The 22,292-nt window shown below is 60.7% G+C and carries 17 protein-coding genes; 7 read left to right on the top strand and 10 right to left on the bottom strand.

Features of this window, described 5'->3' with window-relative positions; translation table 11 throughout:
* Positions 1-63: 63 nt before the first annotated feature.
* Complete coding sequence (locus AEB_RS13310) at positions 64-330, top strand: metal-sensitive transcriptional regulator (protein ID WP_119084634.1); 267 nt, start codon at positions 64-66, stop codon at positions 328-330.
* A gap of 98 nt (positions 331-428) precedes the next feature.
* On the opposite strand, the gene AEB_RS13305 is transcribed toward AEB_RS13310, so the two are convergent.
* Entirely contained in the window at positions 429-1,472 is a 1,044-nt protein-coding gene (locus AEB_RS13305; protein ID WP_119083583.1) for a hypothetical protein, read from the bottom strand.
* A 238-nt stretch (positions 1,473-1,710) separates the two neighbouring features.
* On the opposite strand from AEB_RS13305, the gene AEB_RS13300 reads away from it, so the two are divergent.
* Entirely contained in the window at positions 1,711-2,361 is a 651-nt protein-coding gene (locus AEB_RS13300) for an RNA polymerase sigma factor (RefSeq protein WP_119083582.1), read from the top strand.
* A gap of 265 nt (positions 2,362-2,626) precedes the next feature.
* On the opposite strand, the gene AEB_RS13295 is transcribed toward AEB_RS13300, so the two are convergent.
* The 4 genes from AEB_RS13295 to AEB_RS13280 all read right to left on the bottom strand — a co-directional run bounded on the left by AEB_RS13295 (position 2,627) and on the right by AEB_RS13280 (position 8,738).
* Entirely contained in the window at positions 2,627-3,574 is a 948-nt protein-coding gene (locus tag AEB_RS13295) for a ribose-phosphate diphosphokinase (protein ID WP_119083581.1), read from the bottom strand.
* Entirely contained in the window at positions 3,571-5,088 is a 1,518-nt protein-coding gene (locus AEB_RS13290) for a thymidine phosphorylase family protein (protein ID WP_119083580.1), read from the bottom strand. The genes AEB_RS13295 and AEB_RS13290 overlap by 4 nt, the downstream gene beginning before the upstream one ends.
* Positions 5,089-5,105: 17 nt before the next feature.
* Complete coding sequence (locus AEB_RS13285; protein WP_119083579.1) at positions 5,106-6,470, bottom strand: MBL fold metallo-hydrolase RNA specificity domain-containing protein; 1,365 nt, start codon at positions 6,468-6,470, stop codon at positions 5,106-5,108.
* A gap of 216 nt (positions 6,471-6,686) precedes the next feature.
* The gene (locus AEB_RS13280; protein WP_231958717.1) at positions 6,687-8,738 is read right to left on the bottom strand and encodes a copper-translocating P-type ATPase; all 2,052 of its coding nucleotides are present in this window, start codon (positions 8,736-8,738) and stop codon (positions 6,687-6,689) included.
* Between AEB_RS13280 and AEB_RS18455 the strand changes: the two genes are divergently transcribed.
* Positions 8,718-9,134: a hypothetical protein gene (locus AEB_RS18455; protein WP_231958715.1), complete on the top strand. Its 417-nt coding sequence runs from the start codon at positions 8,718-8,720 to the stop codon at positions 9,132-9,134. The two genes, AEB_RS13280 and AEB_RS18455, sit on opposite strands and share 21 nt — an antisense overlap.
* 90 nt (positions 9,135-9,224) lie before the next feature.
* On the opposite strand, the gene AEB_RS13275 is transcribed toward AEB_RS18455, so the two are convergent.
* Both AEB_RS13275 and AEB_RS13270 read right to left on the bottom strand, forming a co-directional pair.
* The gene (locus AEB_RS13275; protein WP_119083578.1) at positions 9,225-10,952 is read right to left on the bottom strand and encodes a cation:proton antiporter domain-containing protein; all 1,728 of its coding nucleotides are present in this window, start codon (positions 10,950-10,952) and stop codon (positions 9,225-9,227) included.
* A 227-nt stretch (positions 10,953-11,179) separates the two neighbouring features.
* On the bottom strand, positions 11,180-11,866 hold the full coding sequence (locus AEB_RS13270; RefSeq protein WP_331851742.1) for a DUF6629 family protein: 687 nt from the start codon (positions 11,864-11,866) through the stop codon (positions 11,180-11,182).
* 305 nt (positions 11,867-12,171) lie between these two features.
* Here AEB_RS13270 and AEB_RS13265 point away from each other — a divergent pair, with 305 nt between their 5' ends.
* On the top strand, positions 12,172-13,788 hold the full coding sequence (locus tag AEB_RS13265) for an L-lactate permease (protein WP_231958713.1): 1,617 nt from the start codon (positions 12,172-12,174) through the stop codon (positions 13,786-13,788).
* Positions 13,789-13,943: 155 nt separating this feature from the next.
* Here AEB_RS13265 and AEB_RS18305 read toward each other — a convergent pair whose 3' ends face one another.
* The 3 genes from AEB_RS18305 to AEB_RS13250 form a co-directional block, all read right to left on the bottom strand.
* The gene (locus tag AEB_RS18305; protein ID WP_197714438.1) at positions 13,944-14,432 is read right to left on the bottom strand and encodes a lysophospholipid acyltransferase family protein; all 489 of its coding nucleotides are present in this window, start codon (positions 14,430-14,432) and stop codon (positions 13,944-13,946) included.
* 532 nt (positions 14,433-14,964) lie between these two features.
* Complete coding sequence (locus AEB_RS13255) at positions 14,965-15,726, bottom strand: HAD-IIB family hydrolase (protein WP_119083576.1); 762 nt, start codon at positions 15,724-15,726, stop codon at positions 14,965-14,967.
* 106 nt (positions 15,727-15,832) lie between these two features.
* Complete coding sequence (locus AEB_RS13250; RefSeq protein ID WP_172593103.1) at positions 15,833-17,182, bottom strand: glycosyltransferase family 4 protein; 1,350 nt, start codon at positions 17,180-17,182, stop codon at positions 15,833-15,835.
* Between the two features lie 427 nt (positions 17,183-17,609).
* On the opposite strand from AEB_RS13250, the gene cls reads away from it, so the two are divergent.
* From cls to AEB_RS13235, 3 genes are all read left to right on the top strand, one after another.
* On the top strand, positions 17,610-19,040 hold the full coding sequence (gene cls, locus AEB_RS13245) for a cardiolipin synthase (protein WP_119083574.1): 1,431 nt from the start codon (positions 17,610-17,612) through the stop codon (positions 19,038-19,040).
* A 449-nt stretch (positions 19,041-19,489) separates the two neighbouring features.
* Positions 19,490-20,818, top strand: a complete 1,329-nt coding sequence (locus AEB_RS13240) for an SAM-dependent methyltransferase (protein WP_172593102.1) — start codon at positions 19,490-19,492, stop codon at positions 20,816-20,818.
* Complete coding sequence (locus AEB_RS13235) at positions 20,815-22,152, top strand: glycoside hydrolase family 130 protein (RefSeq protein ID WP_231958712.1); 1,338 nt, start codon at positions 20,815-20,817, stop codon at positions 22,150-22,152. Before AEB_RS13240 ends, AEB_RS13235 begins: the two co-directional genes overlap by 4 nt.
* Positions 22,153-22,292: the final 140 nt, after the last annotated feature.

The raw sequence follows: 22,292 nt of genomic DNA, 5'->3' as shown, positions 1-22,292 counted from the left end.
GGTAGGGTAAGGAAGAGCGGTGCATTTGGTATGATATGCCCTGAGGCGACGAGGGATCGAGAGATGAAGTTCACCAAGGAAATCGCTCGTCTGCGGCGGGTCGAAGGCCAGGCGAGGGGTGTGATCCGCATGTTGGAAGATGAGCGGTACTGCGTCGATATCCTGCATCAAATCGCTGCGATGGAAGCCGCATTGCGGGCAACGAGAGCCAGGGTTCTCGGCATTCATGCCCATGACTGTGTCCAGGAAGCGATCGAGAGCGGCGACAAGGAAGCGCAGCGCGCGAAGTTCGCCGAACTCGCAGAGCTTTTTGGAAAGGCGGGTCGCTGAGGGGCAAAATGCCTGTTGTCACAGCGCCCTGCTTCCCCAGCGCCTCTCCAGTTGGGTCCTTGGACAAGGCTTTGAAGGCGTCCTGAGTCGCCTGCTGGTCACCGCTGTCTCTCCAGCGAAGCCATCGAGAGGAACGCGCCGATATAGGCGAGCGTCGATTCCGCGCCTGCGTTGGCATTCATCCGGTCCTCGTGAAGGCCATCATGACACAGACCTTTTTCCGGTTCCACGAGCGAGCAGCCAAGATCATTTCGTCCGAAAAACCATGCCATCGCGATATCCGCTCGCTCGCGCCACAGGGCGGTCTCGACGCCAGAACTGGCGGCGGCGAGGCACCCATCGATCATCGCATGGGCTTCGATGGGTTGCTGATCGAACCTGCACGGCAGTTGGTGCCTGCGCCCAAAACTGTGCGTACCGACGGGGTGAAAGACCTTTCCGTCGTATTGCCAGTCCCAGAGTGCCTGCAGGGCCGATAGTCCAGCCTCCCGCAGGTCAGCGATGCCCAGCACCGTACCGGTCGTAATCGCGGCCTCGGCCAGGCGTCCATTGTCGTAGGCCAGCCCGTCTTCGAACCAGGGCCAGGCAGGTTGCACCGCGTCCCGCCAGCGCTGCAGCAATGCATGCGCCAGGTGCTCGCGCAGCTGCTCCGCTTCCGTCCAGGGAGAGCTGTTGCGCAGCAATGTGTCCAGACCCGTCAGGACCAGGCTCCACGAACGCGGCGAAGCGAGCTCGTGCAGGCGCGGCAGAACCGCTTCGAGAAGATCGCGTCCCCAGACCCGCATCCAGTCCTGAGGGGGCATCGCAATCATGACGCACAAGGCATGAACAGCGCGAGCGCAAGCATCCTCAGCCGCTTCCTCGTCCAGCCAGCGCCGATCATACGTCATGAAGTTCCTGAAATATCGTGCCTGCCGGTCGAAAGCATGATCGAGGAACGCGGCATAAGCGGCGAGAGCGTGTTGCTCTGCGGCGCTTAGCGAGCGCAGGTGGGCCAGACGGCACATTACGGTTACCGCTCGCGCGTTGTCATCGAGACAGTAGCCGTGAGAACGGTCGACGAAATGGTGCCGGGCGTGTTGGGCCAGACCCGTATCGTCGGTCAGCGCCAGCAAGTGGACGGTAATCGCCAGGTCGATCATCTTGTGCCATCCTTCACGGCCGCAGGCATAAGCCCGCGCGCGCTTGCTGCGTTGCCCGGGTGATCCCGACGACGAGACGAGGCGCTGGTCGTCATCGGCATTTGAGGCGTCCACGATAAGCCTGGATTGTGAGCAAACGATTCCCGCTAAACATGATAAGAGCTTCCTGTAGTGTGGCGCTCTGTTGCAGAAGTTTGAGGTAGGCGATCCTCAGCGGAATACTTGTATTGGAAGCTCGATGGATGATGATCCTGCCACTTCGGCCGCTGCCTGCGACGATGCCTTGAGGCCGATGGACGAAGCCGTCCGACGGGCGCTGGTGGACAGTCATCAGGACATTCTCAAATTCCTGAATCGGCGTCTCCTCAGTTCCCACGAAGCGGAGGAGGTTCTGCAGCGCTTCATGCTCCGGGCGATCGAGCGCGCCGGAGACCTTCGCGAGGCAAAGTCGGTCAAAGGTTGGCTTTCGCGCGTTCTGGCAACGACGATTGCCGATTTCCAGCGGACTGTCATCCGACGGCGCAGCAAGGAGATCGGTGTCGATCCGCATGAGCTTGCCGAGAGCAGCCATGCGCACACGCAACCAGAGGTGGATCTTGACCAGGCAGTGTGCAATTGCCTTTACCGGCTCCTGCCGACGTTGAAACCCGACTATGCGGAGGTCATCTGGCGCGCCGATTTGCTCGAAGAGCCTCGGGACGACATCGCGAAAAGTCTCGACACGACGGTCAACAATGTGACCGTCAGGTTGCACCGCGCACGCCGTGCGCTGAAAACCCGACTCCTGCAGATGTGCCGCACGTGCATCGAGCATGGCTTTCTCGATTGTGAATGTGCCCCTGCAGAGTCCTCGCTTCGAGCCAATGTGGAAGGGTCCTCGGCTGATTAGAACGGGCAGATATCTGTCAGGTCTCGAGCGGTTCTCCGGGGCGTACCGCCAAGTGGATTGTGCGGGACATTGGCTGACAGTACCTGCCCGGACGGGCGCAGGAATGTCTTGGCTCACCTGCAACGAACAAGCACCTGGCATGTTGTCGGGACGACGGCGGCCGCTCATGGGAAGATGGCATCGAATCTCGAATAATCTCCTGCACACCGACTGTCTGACCCATCACCACGGTCGCTGCTTCGTGGCGGGTGTTCTGTCCGCATCACTACGAAGGGCCTTGGTTGACGCGTTGACGCCCCGCCGACGAAGATTCCGGCCGGGCTGTTTCATCGCGCCACGCCTTTAGCGCTGCAGCAATTTGCGGCACGACACTGATTGCGTTGGATGGGTGCGCGATGGTGTCGGTACTGACGACCCTGGCGGTGCCCGCCGCCTGCAGTTTCCCAAAGGCATCGCCTGCCAGGATCGGATGGACGACGATCGCGATCGGCGTTGCGGCAGCTGTTTCCCGAAGAATGTGCGCCGCTTCGATCATTGTGCGGGCGCTTGAGGCGATGTCATCAATGATCACCGGCGTAAGGTTGGATAAATCAGGAAGATTGTCGGCCGAGATACTGACGTCGTAATCGCCCCTGCGCTCCTTGCGGAGAACTGCGTAGGGAGCGCCGGCCAGGCTAGCGATTTCTTCGACCCACTGACCGCTCTCCTCATCGGGACCGATAAGGAGCGGATTGGGGACTTCCCGGCGTATCCACGCGGCGATTGCGGGTGCGGCCTGAACCGCAATGGCCGGGATGGAATAGACCGCGCCTAGGTCCGGATGTCGGTGCAGGTGCGGATCGACAGTGATGAGCCCATCGAACGCACGCGAGAGTAGACGCGCAAAAGTGACCGAAGTTACGGCTTCGCCTTCATTGAAGGCCTTGTCCTGGCGCATATAAGCCAGATAGGGCGCAACGAGGCTAACGCGGCGCGCGCCCATTTCGCGTGCCTTGTCGGCCGCGAACAAGAGGGCCAAGGCCTTGGTATCGGGCCGATCGAGCGTGCACAGCAGAACGACGTCTCGCCCACGGACGGAGGACAACAGACGCACATAGCTCTCGCCGTCCGGAAACTGCCGCCAAGCGATTTCTCCAAGCTCCATGCCGGTCTCGGCACACAAGTGAGCCGCCATGTCGGGCGAGGCGCTGAGCGAGAACAGAACCGGATTCATAGGCTTGCCAATCGGATGGCGTCGGGATTGGCGGCGGCGAAGGCCAGCGCGTAGTCCAGTTCGCCGCGGCTCTCCGCGTGAACGGTGAAGATCGGCTCTCCCCGCGCTACTGTCGCACCCAGCTTCACATGCAGCGATATGCCTGCCGATTTGGATCGCGGTGCACCCGCCAACTTGGCAATACGCGCCAGCGTCCGATTGTCGAATGCCGCCACCCTGGCACTGCGCGGGGCGCTGATCGTATATCGCAGCGGTGCGGTGGACGGTTCGGAAAAGCCCCCTTGCGCCTCGCAGATCGCCATGAACTTGTCGAGCGCCTGGCCGTCGTCGAGGATCGCGCTGGCCTGCGCATGCCCCCGCCCGGACGGTCCGCCAGCGAGGTCGAGAATTCTGCCTGACAGATCAATCGCCCGCTCGCGCAGGTCCGCCGGAGCATCGGGTGCTCTGCGCAGGACGGCGAGAACATCGTGCGCCTCGAGCGCTGGCCCGATGCCCGACCCCACCGGCTGTGTCCCATCGGTCAATACCGGGGTCACCGAGAGATGGAATTCCGCCGCGACCGCGACCAGATGCGCGCTGAGCCTGGCTGCTTCAGCTGGTGAGCGCACTTTGGCGGTTGCGCCCACGGGCAGATCGAGCAGGACATGCGTCGCCCCGGCCGCGAGCTTCTTGGACAGGATGGACGCGACAAGTTGGACTTCACTATCCACATCGAGCGCGCGCTCGACGCCGATCAGGATGTCGTCAGCCGGGCTCAGGCGCACATTGCCGCCCCAGACGACACATCCGCCCTCACGCTCGACTACGCGCCGCATCGCTGCCAGATCGAGATTGACTGGAGCCATCACTTCCATCGCATCGGCTGTCCCTGCCGGCGAGGTGATGGCGCGGGAAGAAGTTTTGGGCATGGTGAAGCCGGCAGCGGTGACAATCGCCACAATGAGCGGAGTGGTGCGGTTGGCCGGGAGCCCGCCGACGCAGTGTTTGTCCAAAACGAGTTCATCGGGCCAGTCGAGCCGGTCACCCGCTTCAAGCATGGCACGTGTCAACGCCGCAGTTTCGGTTACGTCGAGCGGCTGCCCCGCAAAGGCGGTCACAAAGGCGGCGAGTTCCACGTCGGAATAGCGGCCGGTGGCGATATCCGCGACGATCCGCGCAAGCCGGTCCTGCTCGAGCCGATGGCCGTAGATCTTGGCGCGCACATCGCTCATCGAAGCGAGTGGCTGCGGATGACGCACCTCAATGACATCGCCATCGCCAGCATGAAGCTGGCGCCAAAGAGCGTTTGGCAGTCCGACCTCGTCGGGGTCGAGCAGGCCGTTTGTCGTGAAAAAGAGCGTTGCGAGTGCGCGGCGGCCTCCCGCATGGACTTCCACGCGCGTCCGCGTCGCGAACCCTTCCGAACGGGCGACTGGACAGTCGGCGTGCATGAACACGATCGCTTCGCCACCGGTCTCGATGCCGAGGCGTCGGACGCGCAGGCCATGAGGCGCCACTGTGTGGTCGGTAAGCATCTGAGGACCGCTCGCTCTCACTCGAGCACCACGCGCTCGCCGTGTTCGGGCACCCGCGCCTCCCACCCAAGCCGTTCGGTGATGCAACGGCGAAACGTATCGGAGGCCTCCGGCTCACCGTGAGTCACGAATGTCTGGACCGGCGGATCCTCGAAGCCGCCAAGCCATCGCAGGAGTTCGCCCTGATCGGCATGGGCAGACAGCATGTCGAGACTGGCAACCTCTGCGCGCACAGGGATGAACTCTCCGTGGATCTTCAGTTCGCTCGCACCATCGCGCAGGGCTGCGCCCCGCGTCCCGCCGGCCTGGAAACCGGCCAGGAGGATCGTGTTGCGGGGATCGGGGGCATAAGCTTTGAGATGATGCAATATCCTTCCGCCCGTCGCCATCCCGCTGGCCGCGACAATGACTTTGGGCATGGGGTCGCGATTGAGGCGCTTTGAGTCCTCGACGTCACGGACGTATTCGGCAATGCCGCAGGCCTCCCGGCACTGGTCTTGCGTTAGGCGGTGCTCTCCAACATGGTCGCAGAAGATCGAACTTGCGTTGACCGCCATCGGGCTGTTGAGGAAGATCGGTACAGGACCAAGCCGTCCGCGGCGACGCAGCTGGCTCAAATGAAACAGCAGCGTCTGGGCGCGTCCGACCGCAAATGACGGGATGATGACGCTTCCGCCGCGCCCGATGGTGCGGTTGATGACCTCTTCCAAAGCGGTTTCGGGGTCGGTCTCGTCATGGTGTCGGTTGCCATAGGTCGACTCGACAACAAGATAGTCTGCTCGCGGAACTCGCACCGGATCGATCATCGTTGCTGCGGAGTAGCGGCCGACATCACCCGAAAAGACGATCCGCTTGCCGTTACAGTTCAGTTCGATGCTGGCCGCCCCGAGAATATGCCCCATTGGCCGGAAGATCGCGCTGCAGCCTTCGGCAACTTTCGACGGTTCGTCGAAGCTGGTCGGAGCGAAGGAGGTAAGCGCCGCCTTTGCATCGCGTTCGGTATAGAGTGGAAGAGCCGGCGTGTGTTTGCTGAACCCGCGCTTGTTGGCATAGCGTGCGTCCGCTTCCATGAGATAGCCGCTGTCGGGGAGCAGGAGCTCGCACAGCTTGAAGGTCGCGTGCGTGCTGATCACGGGGCCACGGAAACCGTCGCGGACAAGCGCCGGAATGAAACCCGAATGATCAAGATGGGCATGCGTGAGAAGAACGGCATCGATATCGCGCGGCGCGATGGGGAGGGGTTGGCGATTGCGCAGGCGTAGCTGCTTGAAACCTTGGAACAGGCCGCAGTCGACAAGGATTTTGCAGTCGTCGGTCTCGACGAGATATTTCGATCCGGTGACCGTACCGGCACCGCCCAGAAAAGTAAGTTGCAAGGTCATCGGTGCCTTCCTCGGGTGTGGCGCGGCACACCGCGCCGCTTGATGGATAGAGACGCGCTCGCTCGACTGTAATTACAACCCGAACGTCTCGCGCACTGTTTGCTCTGCCGCATTTGTCCGTGCCTGTCTGGGCGTTGTCGGCTGCTCAACCGCTGGAATTATCCCGCTTTGACAGGAGGGACAATGCGCCAGCGGTATGCTGCGGGTAGCACAGCATCACGCAGGAATCGGGCTCGCCGTGGGGCTCCGATCGCTTTCTCCGGACTCCGCTACGCTCCTGCCGATACCTTCCATTCGCGTCCGTTTGAGGAGCAGTGCATTCACGGCCACGAGCGCGGAGCTCCCCGACATGGCGATGGCGGCGACCGCCGGGCTGATGATCAGCGGGTAGAGGACGCCTGCCGCGACCGGAAAGGCAATGACATTGTAAGCGACAGCCCAGAACAGGTTCTGGTGCATCTTGCGCAAGGTTGCTTTCGAAAGAACGATCGCGCCGACCACGTCATAAGGATCGCTGCGCATAAGTACGACATCGGCGCTTTCCATAGCGACATCGGTGCCGGCCCCGATCGCAAAACCGACATCGGCCTGGGTCAGCGCGGGCGCATCGTTGATTCCGTCTCCAACCATGCCCACGCGCTTGCCCTGGGCCTGCAACTCCTTGACTTTATCGGCCTTCTGGCCGGGCAGGACGTCGGCGAGCACGGTGCCGATGCCCAGCTGTGCCGCCACGCGCTTTGCCGTGCCCTCATTGTCGCCGGTCAGCATTGCCACTTCGACCCCGCGCTTGCGCAGCGCCGCGACCGCCGCAATGGCGGTGGGGCGCGGGGCGTCGGCGATGGCGATCAGACCGACCAGATCGCCCTTGTGCGCGACGTGAACGACTGTTCGTCCGGCACCCTTCAGCTCATCCGCCGCCTCGGACAAGGTGCCGAGTGGGACGTTCTCCTCGTCCATCAGTCGGCGATTGCCGAGCAGCACCGTGCTTCCGCCCACCAGCGCCTCTGCGCCCATGCCTTCCCGGTTATGAAAGTCGCGGACGTCGTCGAGCGCGAGATCGCCTGCGCGGTCAAGGATGGCGAGTGCGAGCGGGTGTTCCGAACCACGCTCGACCGCGGCGGCGAGCCGCAACACATCCTCGTCGGATCGGCCTTCCGCAGCGACGATGTCGACCACATGCGGCTGCCCCATGGTTAGCGTGCCGGTCTTGTCGAATACGATGACGTCGAGTTTGGTCGCATCCTCGAGCGCGCCGGCATTCTTGAACAGGATGCCGTTGGTCGCGCCGAGCCCGGTCCCGACCATGACCGCCATCGGGGTCGCGAGTCCCAGAGCATCCGGGCAAGCAATGACGAAGACGGTTATTGTCAGCGTGACGGCGAACAGCAATGGCGCGCCGAGCCACCAGAACCATGTCGCAAAGGTCGCCAGTCCGATAAGGATCGCGATCAAGACCAACCACTGCGACGCGCGGTCGGCAAGCAGTTGCGCCGGGGCCTTGGAATTCTGCGCTTCCTGGACGAGCTTGACAATTTGGGCCAGCGCGGTGTCGGCACCAACTTTGGTTGCCTTGTACCGGAAGCTGCCGCTCTTGTTGATCGATGCGCCGATGACTTCGTCGCCGACCGCCTTGTTGACCGGCATCGACTCGCCGGTAAGCATCGATTCATCGATTAGCGAGGTTCCTTCGACGATTTCCCCGTCGACGGGTATCTTGTTGCCAGGCTTGATAATGATCGTTTCGCCCACCTGGACTTCGGAGGTGGCGATCTCCACTTCGCGGCCATCGCGAATGACGGTCGCCATCGGCGGCGCGAGATCGAGCAGTGCGCGTATCGCCTGCGACGCCCCGGCGCGCGCGCGCATTTCGAGCCAGTGGCCGAGCAGGATGAAGACCAGCAGGACCGCGACTGCCTCGTAGAACTGCACACCGGGAAAGAGGAAGGTCGAGCCGACGCTGAAGAGATAGCCTGTTCCGACCGACAGCACGACAAGCACTGCCATGTTGAGGATTCCGTTGCGCAGCGCGCGCCAGGCGGCGACGAAGAACGGCCAGCTGGGATAGATAACCGCAGCGCTCGCGAGGAAGAACAGCCACAGATCGAGGCCCAACCCGAAAGGCGGAGCAGGCGGCGTGAACATGCCGCCCATTGGCGAATAGACAAAGATCGGAATGGTAAAGAGGAGAGCCACCCAGAACCGGTTGCGCATGTCACGGACCATCGCTTGCATGTCGGCACCGGCGCCGTGTCCCATTTCGTGCGCCATGGCATCCTGCGCGTGCGCCTTGCTGGCAGCCGCAACTCTTTCGTGGCCGGCATGAGCGGATGGTACCGGGTCGGGCCCTGGCTTGCAGACATGTCGGGGATGGACCGTGCCGCGACAGCGGAACCCGCAGGAGAGCACGGTCCGGCGCAGCTCTTCCTCGCTCGTCAAACCCCCGTCAAAATCAACCGTAACGCTTCCCGAAGCCGGATTGGCGACAGCGCGACTGACGCCGTCCTCGGCTTCCAGTTGTTTCTCTACGCCGAGATGATCGAGTTCCTCGAAGAGGCCGCCGACCTCAAGCGTCACTTTTGCCAAAACAACCTCCAGAAGATTCTTCGTTCTCTCGTCCGGCAGCGTACACTGCGGATTCATTGCTCGCTTGGCAAAGACGCTTGAACACCGAGGGAATTACACCGTGAGTTCGGATTCGCTCTTTCACGGTATCGCGGCGCAACCAATTGGCTCGCCGCGTCGCTCGGGATCGGTTCAAACGGTGCGCGCCGCGAACAGATCGTTGCGGCGCTCATTGACGATGGCACGTGCAGCTTCCTCGGGGAAGCCGATGCCGGTCAGGAGTTCTTCGCACAATTGCAGACTAGCCTCAACGGTGTCGGGTACCGTCCCCGATGCACCGAGTGCTTGCAGCCGGCGTGCATGCTCCGCATCTCGGGCTCTTGCGTAAATGGGCACATGCGGCCAGAGCTGGTGAACCGCGCCGACAACATGCTCGGCACTCCCGGGCGCATCCATAGTGGTCACGAACGCCGCAGCGCGCTCGATACCAAGATGCGGAAGAAGATCCGGCTGACTTGCATCGCCAAAGACAACCGGCATTCCCTTCGCACGCTGACGTGCGATGACTTCGGCATCGGTATCGAGCGCGACATAACTGATGCGCTGAGCGTCTAGCAGATCAGCCAGAAGATGCCCAACCCGGCCGAAGCCGCCGATAATCACATGGGCTTCCCCTGTAATCCCGAGGTCGGCAGGTACGAGGGTGCCATTCTCCCGCTTCTCTAAAAATCGGCCCAGCAGGCGGCCGGCGGCGGAAAGGGCCGGGGTGAGAAACATCGTCAAGATAACCACCATAAGCATGAACTGACCGACAGTTGGGTCCAGCACGCCGACCGCAAGCCCGGCAGCGAGGATGACGAATGCAAATTCGCCGCCTTGGCAGAGCAGGACCGCAGTCTCCGCAGCGACGGCTGTGGGCTGCCGGAACGCTTTCGAAACCACGAACAGGGTCCCAGCTTTGAGTGCGACGAGGCCAATCACTGAAAGTACGACCCAGCCTAGCAACTGCCAGACGGCACTCACGTCAAGGCTCATGCCGACGGACATGAAGAAGAGGCCCAGGAGTAGGCCCTTGAAGGGCTCGATATCACTGGCCACCTGGTGGCGGTACTCGGTGTCTGCGAACAGCAGCCCAGCAAGAAATGCGCCGAGGGCCATCGAAAGGCCCGCCTGTGCCGTGAGTGCAGCGGTTCCAAGCACAATCAGCAGGACGGCGGCCATAAACACTTCGCGGCTGCCGCTGCCGCCGACGAACCGCAACAGCGGCCGTATAGCAATGCGTCCGACGGCCAGAATGGCGGCGATAATGATAGCAGCCTGAAGGATCGCCCGTGTAGCGGCTCCGGCCAGCGACTCGCTACCTTCTGCGCCAGCCACGCCTACGAGAAAGAGGACGGGGACGACGGCGAGGTCTTGAAACAGGAGGATACCGAACGCTGTGCGCCCGAACCGGGTGCCAAGACGCCCTGTCTCAGTCAAACTCTGCATGACGAGCGCGGTGGATGATAATGCCAGACAGAGCCCTAAAATCGCGGATGCGATCATGGAGTTGCCGAAGGCGTAGGCGATCGCCCCGATGATGGCAGCGGATGCGCAGACTTGCCCGGTGCCAAGACCGAAAACGATCCGTCGCATCCCCCACAATTGCCTCGTCGAGAGTTCAAGGCCGATCATGAACAGCAGAAAGATTATGCCGAGCTCAGCGACGCGACGGACACCGTCGACATCCGCGATAACCACATAGGCGAGCAGTGGCACATCCACGACAATGCGGTTGAGACCGTGCGGGCCAATCAAAAGGCCGGCAAATAGAAATCCGAGGACAGAGCTGATGCCGAGTTTACGGACGGTCGGGATCACCAATCCGGCAGCCGCGAGGAAAACAAAAATTTCCCTCAAGTGGGGAATTTCGTGATCCAACAGTTAAGCCTTTCGAATAGCTGTCATTGCAGCGAGCTGCTCGCACGCTGCCGATCTGCGACCCGGTAACGGTCGTCTCGCTTGTAAATGGGAGTTCGGGATACCCGGACGATAAGGGTCAAGGAACATCAGGAATTTTGCGGTGCGTCATCCCGCATCGCTTTGCCTCCCTCCTCCACCAACAGGAAGACTGTAAACTTTCCCCGATCCAGCGCCACGCCATTCCGTCACTCGGCGAGGAAGCGCTCGGATTTTGCTGTGTCCATTCGCGCGCCGGAGGCGAGCGCCGGCGAACGCCGCAAGAAGAACGTCAGAACCATCACGCTCATGATCGCTGCAAAGAAACACCAGACCGATATGAACCAGGTTAGGTAAAAGATGCCGGCAAGAAGAAACGACACGATCGCTGCGATGCCAAACCATCGCACCCAGCGGTGGCTCGACAGAAGAGGGCTTATGCAGGTTCCCAAAATATACAGAGCCATGACGATTTTAACGTAGAAGTGGGGTGATACGTAGTCGATATGTCCCTCGGCAGCTGTAGCCACAATCGGAAGCCGGATGAGGAAATAGAGCAGATAAAGACCCACTGCTGTTCCTCCCGCAACCGCTACCAGCAGCGCCTTGCGGCGCCATTTCACAGGTTCGAGAAAATAGACGGCGAGCGGGACAAAGATTGGCCAGAGTACGTGTGAAAATATCGAATAGGCGTAAGTCAGCACGGTACTGAGAAGCTGCGTCTTGTCAGGGAATGTCAGCCAAAGCGCGCCCTCGATCAATTGCTGAACGCCAAACAGGAGCGGTATCGCTGCATATGGCCGCTCGGCAGGGTTTCGCGCAAGGCGTATGCTGAATGCACCGGTAACCAGCAACGCTGCTCCGGCGGTGAAACTAGCTGTGGCCGAAAAGCACATATTTGACCTTACCCCCGCAAATTCACGCGCTCATTCTCAATCGACCCTCGCACATTCGGCGGGGACCCGTCTCTATCGACACATGCTTGGGAACTTCCAAAGATGCCACACTAGAGTGCGTGCCGCGCGCAGACAAAGATCCCAAACATAAGGCAACCTTGCGTGATCGGGAAGACTGATGTCACGGATAAGGGGACCCACGAGCTCGCGGTTCCAGTGTAATACGTATGCGTACCAAGCGTCTCAATGGGCGCCGGAGGTGCAACGCCCGACAGCAGGGGAGTGCTGGCCCGATCACAATAGCCTTGATCCTTGCCGCGCTTGCGCCGCTCATTGCGGTCCTCGGACTGCTGGTCATGCTTCGTTTGCCTGCCGCCGTGGCGATGCCTATCAGCCTTCTCGTTACCGCCCTTGTGAGCGTCGTCATCTGGCGTGTGCCGGTAATCCAGGTTCTTGCTGCCGCCGCCGAGGGGACGGTGATCGCGGCATCGATCGTCTGGATAGTCTTCGGGGCGATTTTCCTGCTCAAGGTTCTCACGGCAGGCGGAGCCATGACCGTCATCCGGGACGGGTTCACCCGCATTGCCCCTGACCCCCGCGCGCAGATTATAGTCATCGCCTGGCTTTTCGGGGCCTTCCTCGAAGGTGCTGCTGGTTTCGGAACCCCGGCCGCGATCACCGCACCCTTGCTTGTCGCTCTGCGCTTCAGGCCAATGGCAGCCGTGGTGCTTGCGCTGATTGCCGACAGCAGCCCTGTTTCCTTCGGCGCGATCGGCACGCCCGTCGCAATAGGCCTCGCGCAGGGTCTGGAGGAAGACGGACAGGTCGATGCGGCAATCGCGGCCGACGGTGACCAAAGTTTGGAAACCATGCTCGAAGCAGTCGCGGTTCAGGCAGCGATGATAGATCTTTTTGTCGGCAGCCTCATCCCTCTCATCATGATCCTGATCTTCACGCGTTTCTTCGATGTGCGTCAAAGTTGGAAGGCCGGTCTCGCGGCGTGGAAATTCGCCTTGGCGGCCGGCTTTGCCTACACGCTGCCCGCACTTGGCGTGGCGGCAATGCTCGGGCCCGAGCTGCCCGCGCTCATCGGCGCTCTTTGTGGTCTAGCGATCATCGTTCCGATTGCCCGGAAGGGATGGCTTTTGCCGGATGGAGGGCTGAGACCAACTTTAGAGCACGGCGCCCTCGTCGCCTCCCCGATGTCACTCAAGCGTGCCTGGTCACCCTATTTGCTTCTCGCGGTGATGCTTGTCGTTACGCGGATCGAAATCCTGCCGTTCAAGAGTTGGTTGAACAAGGTTTCCATTCAATGGAACGGCATCTTCGGGACAGAGATCAGTGTCTCGGTCGCGCCATTCTACCTGCCAGGCGCCATGTTTGTTGTCATCGCCGTGCTGACGCTTCGCATGCACCGGATGAACCTTGCCCAGGTCCGAACTTCGCTCAATGAGGCTGCCCGAATCGTCGGAACGAGTGCGATGGCACTGGGCGCAGCGGTGCCGATGGTACGCATTTTTATCCAGTCAGGCGTGAACGACGCTGGTCTTCGCAGCATGCCGATGGAGCTTGCCAGCTTTGCCGCTGGCGGTGTCGGGACGAAATGGCCGCTGGTCGCTCCGTTGCTTGGCGCTCTTGGCAGTTTTCTTTCAGGTAGCGCCACATTCAGCAATATGACATTTGCTCTTTTGCAGACGCAGGCCGCTGAGCAGGTCGGCATGCCAACAGTACTGGTGCTCGCCGGACAAATGCTCGGTGCGAATGCCGGCAACATGGTATCTGTGCTGAACGTGGTAGCCGCAGCCGCGGTGGTTGGTCTGATCAGGGAGGAAGGAAGGATCATTCGTTTCACCTTCCTGCCGATGCTCATCTACGCGCTGGCCTCGGGCACGATCATCTTTGCGCTCATGCTGGCGTCGTGACAATGGATCGCGGGCTCCGGCAGTTCGATCACTGTCGCACGGCGCGGGGCTAAATCATGCCGAGGCCACGAACATTATCCGGTAAAAGTGGCCAATAAACTTGCCGCCACTTCACCTAACTCTGAGCCGCTAAACTGGGTAGCGGCATTTTCTTGCTAACCGGCGAGACGGGCGACCTCATCCGCCAACATTCGCTGCGATTGCTGGAAGAACTCCCGAGCGTCCAGGCCTGGCGGAATCGGAGGTAGAAGCGAAACTGTAATGACGCCGGACCGCAGGACAGATCCGGCCGGCCAGAAGCGCCCGGAATCGTGAGCGAAAACAAGCGCGGGCAGGCCAAGCGTACGATACAACAGTTCCACGCCGCGTTTGAAAATGATTGGCGATCCGACCGGTTGGCGTGTGCCTTCTGGGAAAATCAACAGTGATCGGCCGTCGGAAAGAGCATCCCGGCACGCTGTCACCATGCTTCGCACCGAGCCGGTGGTGTCGCCTCGATCGATGATGACCATGGGAGAATATCGAAGATACCAACCCAGAACGGGTATTTTGAGAAGTTCCTGCTTCGCGACTATGGCCAGATCGGGAAATAACACGAGTGCCGCAATCGTTTCCCATGGCGACTGATGATTTCCCAGAATCAAGGCTGGTCTGAGAGGAACATGGCAATCGCCGTGTACGCGATGTATTATACCGGTCCACGCGGCAAGGAGTGACAAGGTCCCTCGCGCCCAGAGCCGCGTAATTCTGCGCACAACTCGCGGAGGTCTTCCGCTGAGCCAGAGAACAGGAATCAGAGGCGCGAAGCTTAGAGTCCAGAGAACCCAGGAAGCTTTGAAAAGCCATGTTCTCAGCGTGAGAATGTGGAAATGCCTTCCATTTTCGTGCCGCGCGGACCCATGCCGAGGGTTCAGATGGGCCATCAAAAGAGACGCGTGCAGGGCACAGGAATTACACAAGCACCTGTTGCACGGCGCGCGGACCTGGCTCGTGGTGCGCGGGCGCGGTTCGAAATCTTCGATGGTGATGATGGCGCACTCGGATTGGCCAACTTGCCGTGTCGACGAGCTGGGTGAAACTTCATGGAAGCTGGAAAGGACGACAAAAGCCGACCTTCCCGAGCGCGTTGCGATATCCGGGCGGCCGGAGATCGGCTTGCTGGGAGGTTTCCGAGCTTCAGAAATGTGTGGAAAGCGGCGGGCCGCAGGCTATGATCGTCCTTATTGCGGCTTTGGTCTCACCGATAAGGGCAACCGGCACAGTTGCGATTCCCGCAGCTCTGACAGGCGCATCATTGCCGCCTGCAAACACTGCATCCCCAAAGAACATCATCTCGTCCTTGCGAATGCTGACCACCTCGGCAAAGCGCGCAAGCCCGTAGGCCTTGTCGACGCCGCGCCGTGTAATATCGAGCGAAGTCGCTCCACCGATACGAATCGAAAAGGCTGGCAACTTTGGCTCGAGGAAAGCTTTGAGCCGCTGACGTTTGCGAAGATCGGGATCCCAGCTTCGTTTTTGGTCGAGTGGCGCCTGCTGGCCGAGACCGGAAAAGGTGATCTGCGTACCTCGATCCTCGATCCGATCGCCCCAGCTCTGCCCGGCATCCAATCCGATCGCCGCGATTGCCTGTTGCAGCGCTGCGTAGATCGCGCTGCGCTCAGTTTCAGTCAGAACATCGGCATAGACTTGCCGCCAGCGGCGCTCATATTGGAAAAACTTGCTTCCGGAAGTGGGCAAGAGAAAGAGCCGGGACAGGTCAGCGACATCGGGCAGCCGTCCGAGCAGCTGCTTGTCGAATTGGGGCCAGTCCCCGCCTGAGATGACCGCAACCGCCATATGATCGAGCAGGCTGGCCAGAAGGCCACCCATTTCGGCATCAATCGGCTGCTTGCTTTCAGCCAGAGTCCCGTCGAGGTCAAATATGGCGATCGATTTCATGGACGCTCTTTCAAATCCGAATTCAGATTGGGATAGCCACCGAAAACGAGATGCGCGCGCGCTGGGGTCGCGTTTGGCGCAGATCCGGCGATCTCCAATTCAGCCCTCACACTCGCCCATTCACGACAAGCCGTGGCGCATCTGCGCGCAGGGGATCACTGGAGCCGGCCTGCGAAAAGGATGTCTGTGGTTGGGCCTCAAAGTGGGGTTCCGCTTGTTGTAGCGGGATGGGCCGATTCGCAACATCGCCAATTATCATTGCATAACGTTGCGCCACCGCCGACCAGGTCATTGTGCGGCCGAGCGCAAAGGCGCGTGCCTCGGTCTGGCGCCGCAAGCTGAAGTCCGACAGGAGGCGGCCGACGGCACCGGCCATCGCCTGCGGGTCGCTGAACGGCACCAGCATGCCGCGGCCGTCCGCCAGCAACTCCTGCGCATGCCAATAGGGAGTCGAGACGACCGGCTTTCCCAGGCCAACGGCATAGGCAAGCGTGCCAGAGCAAATCTGCGCCTCGTTAAGATAGGGCGTGACATAGATATCGCAGGCTGCGAGCAGCTGCAGCAGATCGGGCAGATCGACATAGCGATCGACAAAATGGAGATGGCTGGCTACGCCGAACTCGTCCGCCAGTTTGCGAAGACTGTCGCGATAGCGCTCCCCCTCGCTCGCGCGCAGGTGCGGGTGGGTCGCGCCGACGACCGCATAGAGAAGGTCGGGATTGGTCCGGACCAGTTGCGGCAGCGCGGCGATCATCGTCTCGATCCCTTTCCCCGGTGAAAGCAGGCCGAACGTCATGGCAACCGAGCGCCCGCCGAAGCCAAGCGCGTGCTTCGCGCGCTCTGAATCGGACAGAGCAAGGTCGGGAATACCATGCGGCACAACAGCAATCTGGTCTGCCGGTGCAGCATAGATCTGTTCCAGCATCTCACGGCCCTTTTCGGCCATCACGACGAGACGGGCCGAATGCCGAATCAGTTCGGCCATGACCCGTCGCTGATCGTCATCCGGTGTGCTCAGAACTGTATGCAAGATGGTGACCAGAGGTTTGCGAAGCTGGCGCAGGAAGCTCGCGAGATAGGATCCCGCCGGACCGCCATAAAGCCCGAATTCGTGCTGCAGGAGAACGGCATCGACAAGCGAGGAGTTCAGATACTCGGCGGCGTCGGTGTACGTCCGGGCATTTTGCTGTTCAATTTCCAGACCAACTTCCGCAGGGTAATCATACGCTCCAGCTTGATCGGTGACCGCAATCATCCTGCAACCCATTTTGGGCAAACCGTGCACGATCGCGCCGCGCAAATCCTGTGAGAAGGTGGCAATTCCGCATTGCCGGGGCACATAGCTGCCGACCATGGCGATCTGAGGGCTGGCATTCACGACGTTGACTGGATGCATGGTGGATTCTTCACTCGGTCTGTGTGGTAGGACGAGGCGGTTGCCGATGCTCTCGGGCAAGGTTCGTCCCCTGGATATTGACAAGGACGCGGAGTGAGACTTTTCCTTACGAAAAGCGCGCGCCGCGCGCCGCGCGCCGCGCGCCGTATGACAACTGTAAGAAGTCGCGCATCGAATCGTCCCTGTGGGCGTTTGATAGGCGGTCCAGAATGGGATGCTATTCATCCGGAGTGCGCATGGCCCGGTAGCGTGGGATCCGAGATGCAAACAACACGGAGCTGCCAATTTCTCCGAATACCGACTGCCCGGCACGGGACGCCCCCCACTCCTCCATCCCGTGCACGGGGAAGGGCGGCACGTCCAAATCCTGGCGTGTCGCCCTTTCATCTGTCGTCCTTGCGGAACTGGCGCCAATGGGCATTCTCGTTGACGGTGGCAGGTTCTGGGATGGCCGGATCGGCTGCACTGATAGTGCGGCCGGCCCGGCATGAACCTGACAGATCCCATTCCGCTCGCTTACCTGACGCTGGAGTGGACGATCCGCCTTGTCATGCTCGTGACTGTCACATCACGGCGCTCGCCGGAGGAAGCTCGCACCTGGCTTCTGTTCGCTCTCTTTCTTCCGATCCCGACGTTTTTATTTTATCTTATCGCCGGCCAACCGAAGGCACCGCGCTGGCGTCGGCGGCGGTTCGCCGAGGGGCAAATCCTGCTTGCGCGCGCGGCCCGGCAAATCGTCCATTCGCGCCATTGCCTGCGGCCGGCGGTGTCGGGTCATCTGGAATCAGCCACGCGCTTCGTCGAAAGCCTCAGTCGATTTCCGGTGCTGGGCGGAAATGCAATCCATTTTCTACCTGATTACGAAGGGGTAATCGATCGGCTTGTTGAGGATATCGAACAGGCAAGCGATCATGTTCATCTGACGACCTATATTTTTGCGGATGACGCAAGTGGCGACCGGATTATGTCGGCGCTGCTGCATGCCGCGAAGCGCGGGATCGATTGCCGCGTGCTGATCGATGCGATGGGTTCGTTTTCCTGGGCATCTTCCGTCACGCGCAGACTGAGGTCGGGAGGTGTCGCGGTCGCTCGCGCGTTCCCCGTCGCATTTCCAGGTTTGGGCAAGGTGCGTGCGGATATTCGCAATCATCGCAAGATCGTCGTGATCGACGGGCAGGTGGGCTACATCGGTTCGCAGAATGTTATCGACAAGAAGGCGTCCTCGGGCCTGATCAACAAGGAACTTGTCCTGCGCGTCGAAGGGCCGATCGTGCTCGAATTGCAAGCGGTCTTTACCGCCGACTGGTTTCTCGAACGAGGGGAGGTGCTCGACCGGAGCCAATTTTTTCCACATGGGCGCGCCAAGGGCAAATACGCCGCTCAGCTTCTGGCGAGCGGTCCGGAATATCCCCTGGCGGGCGCAGGTCCGTTAGTGGTTGCCCTGGTTCATGGCGCGCGGCGCAGTGTCACTTTGACGACCCCATATTTCATTCCGGATGAATCGCTTCTCCAGGCTCTGAAAACAGCCGCGATGCGCGGGGTCGAAGTGCGGATCATTCTTTCGCATGCTAGCGATTCCTGGCTCGTAGGCTTGGCGCAGCGATCCTATTATGGAGAATTTCTGAGCGCCGGGGTCGCGATCTATCTTTACCGCGAGGGGCTGCTGCATGCCAAACACATCAGTATTGACGACGAGATCGTCCTCATCGGATCGCTCAATCTCGACATGCGCTCCTTTTATCTCAATGCCGAGGCCAGCCTAGTTTGCTACGATCGAGAGATTGCTGTCGATCTCAGGATGGAACAGCAGCGCAATCTGGCCGTTAGCGATACGCTCAGCCTGGAGGCTTGGAGGAGGCGGTCCTTCCTCGCGACCTTGGCGCAGAACATTGCGCGGCTCTTCGGCCCTCTCCTTTGAACGCTTCACCACCCCCGCGCGGAGCATTGGCGGAGCTTCCTCGGCAGTGATTGCTCGTAATTAGCCTTGTCGATCAGGGTGCGCGCAGCCAGTATGCGGAGCGCAGAGCTTGTCGCTTACCGAAGTCTGCGAGCGCATCCTGGATCCGGCATGCTTGCCCGGCTTGCCCGTCCTGGGAGGTCGAATATTGCCGACAGCGCCAAACGCTCGCGGGTTGCGCGCCCCTTTCAGCGCGGTCGCCTCGGCGAAGAAAGCGCCCACATCGCACCAATTCTCAATGCCTGAAAATCGCCGCGCACGCGGCGACCGCATTCAATCTGCCATTCCCGGATAATGACTGGCCGTCCAGGCGCACCGGCCTTGAAGCCATACTACCTTGGAGCGATGTCCTGTAATAGATCGCCTTTGGCGGCGTCTTTCGAAAGTCATCCAGCAAGGTGGGAGCCGAAATGCGCAAATCCAAACAAGTCCATGCCGTACTTGGCCGGCGTTTGCTCACGATTCTGGCTCCGTTGCTTCGACGGCTCGTCAAACGGGGCGAACTCGTGCTGATCGACGCCGCGGGCAACCGGATGACTTTCGGCACGCCGCAGGATAGTCCGCGAGTGATCGTACGGCTGCACAGGCTTGACCTTCCGCTGCGCCTGCTCATCAATCCCTCGCTGACGCTTGGCGAAGCCTACATGAAGGGAGAATGGACGATCGAGGAAGGCACGCTGCGCGACTTCCTGTTTGTTGTCTCATCGAACCTGACCGCGCTCGATGAAGCGCCTTTGGCGCGCCTGCGCGCGAAGCTGGGGCGTTTGGCGCATGTCCTGCGGCCCATCCGCAAGGCCAAGGCCAAAGCGAACGTTGCGCACCATTACGACCTTTCGAGCGGGCTCTATGAAATGTTCCTCGACGAGGATTGGCAATATTCCTGCGCCTATTTTGGCGAGGATTGTGACACGCTCGAAGACGCGCAGGCTGCCAAACGTTCGCACATTGCAAAGAAGCTCCTGCCCGAACCGAGGCACCGGGTCCTCGATATTGGTTGCGGGTGGGGCGGACTAGCGATCGAGCTGGCACAGAACTGCGATGCGCAGGTGACGGGGATCACCCTCTCGGAGGAACAGCATCGCCGCGCTGGGGTCCGCGCCCGCGAGCAGGGCGTCGATGATCGCGCAGCCTTCAAACTGGCCGATTACCGCGAAATCGACGAGCAATTCGATCGCATTGTGTCGGTGGGAATGTTTGAGCATGTCGGTGCGGCGAGCTTCGGTACCTTTTTCGAGGCGATCAAGCAGAACCTGGCGCCGCGCGGAATAGCCGTCGTACATTCGATCGGCCGCATGGAACCGCCTGGCGGGCGCGACCCGTGGATCGACAAGTACATCTTTCCGGACGGCTATGTTCCCGCCCTGTCGGAAACACTCGCGGCCATCGAGCGCAGCGGCCTTTGGGTGACCGATATCGAAATATTGCGCCTCCATTACGCAGAGACGCTGCGCCACTGGTACGAGAGATTCCAGGAGCGGCGCGCCGCGGCGCACGCACTTTACGACGAACGCTTCTGTCGGATGTGGGAATATTATCTCGCTGCCTGTGAGATGATGTTCCGCAATGGAACCCTGATGGTGTTCCAGGTGCAGCTTGCCAAGGAGCGCGACGCCGTTCCCCTGACGCGCGACTATCTCTATTCCGATCGGCGGAAGGGGCATCCGCACTGGGCGGATGAGGCGCTCAACGAGCGCGTCGAAGCCGAAGCCGTCCCGTTGCGCGTGGGCGAATGCGTATGACGCGCAATCCATCATTAGCGACTGAATCGCGCGGCGCGCAGCTCGGGATCATGAAGCGGCTGCCGGTCGAATTGCATCCCGATGCATCGAGGGTCGTCATTCGGCCGTTCTTCCCGGCTGACGATCCCCTTGCCCTGACCGTGCCGGAACGCTCGCGGCTGCAGCGGATCGCAGACAGGGTGCTCTCGATGGAAAATGCAGCCGTCTCGGCCTACCTTGCGCAGACATTGCTTCCCTTCGTGGACCGCAGCTACTCCGTCGAGAAACTCTTGCTGGCACGCTTCGAGGAAATCAACGGCCGCATCATCGCGAAATGTTCCGCTACGCGCGAACAGGCGTTGCTCATCGGCGCGTTCTTTCACCAGGAATACTCCTACGAGGCGGCGGCGCTTTTTAATCCGAGTGTCGTACCCCATCCCGATCAGTCGGGTATGCCACCAGGCAGCCTGCGCTTTGTGCTATCGTTGCGCGGCGTGGGGGAGGGGCATATTTCGTCCGTCACGTTCAGGACCGGCAGTTACAATGTCAAAACCGGACTCACCATTGATGCGCCGAGCCGCCAGGTCGTCGCGCACCGGCTCGAGCGGGATCCAAATCCATCCGCTAGCGATGGGAGCATCCGGATCGTCTGCAACGAAGGTGATGATCTTTCCGAACGAGTTCTTTTCCCGGTTACGGCGCAGCAACGCAACGGCATCGAAGATTTGCGCCTGGTTCGCTTTGTCGAGGATGATCGCTCATCGCGCTATCTGGGCAGCTATACTGCCTATGACGGCCGGGCCATCGCGCCGGAACTTCTCACAACCGACGACTTCCGAACCTTCAATCTCCACAGAATGGAAGGACCGGGGGCGGTCAACAAGGGCCTCGCCTTTTTCCCGAGACGGATAGACGGGAAATACGCATTGCTGTGCCGCCACGACGACGAAAGCATCTGGCTGGCGCTCTCAGACAATCTTCACCATTGGGGCGAAAGCGTCACTGTCCTCTCGCCGCGCTATCCCTGGGAGTTCATCAAGATCGGCAATTGCGGCTCGCCTATCGAACTGGACGAAGGCTGGCTCGTGATCACTCATGGCGTCGGTGCAGTACGAAACTACGCCATTGGTGCGTGCCTGCTCGACAAGAAAGATCCCTCCAGACTTCTGGCGCGCACCCCCGAACCGCTGTTGCGTGCCCAAGCGGATGAACGTTCAGGCTATGTGCCCAATGTTGTCTATAGCTGCGGCAGCCTGGTGCATGACGGGGTGCTTCTTCTTCCCTACGCAATTGCGGATAGTTACACGACATTTGCCACCGTCCCCATCGACCGGCTACTTGCCACTATGGAGTGAGGGCAGGTTTTTTGGTATTGGTTGGCGCTGAGCGCAGGACAAGCGGTGGATTCCAGACGATCGAATTTGGGCCAGCAGCGTGCTGCTGCACCGCGGATGCGGTTTGCGCGTACCCAAAGAGGACCCCCAATGTGGGGGTA

The sequence above is a fragment of the Altererythrobacter sp. B11 genome, assembly GCF_003569745.1.
Classification (GTDB): domain Bacteria; phylum Pseudomonadota; class Alphaproteobacteria; order Sphingomonadales; family Sphingomonadaceae; genus Croceibacterium_C.
This window is presented reverse-complemented; position numbering and strand designations above follow the sequence as displayed.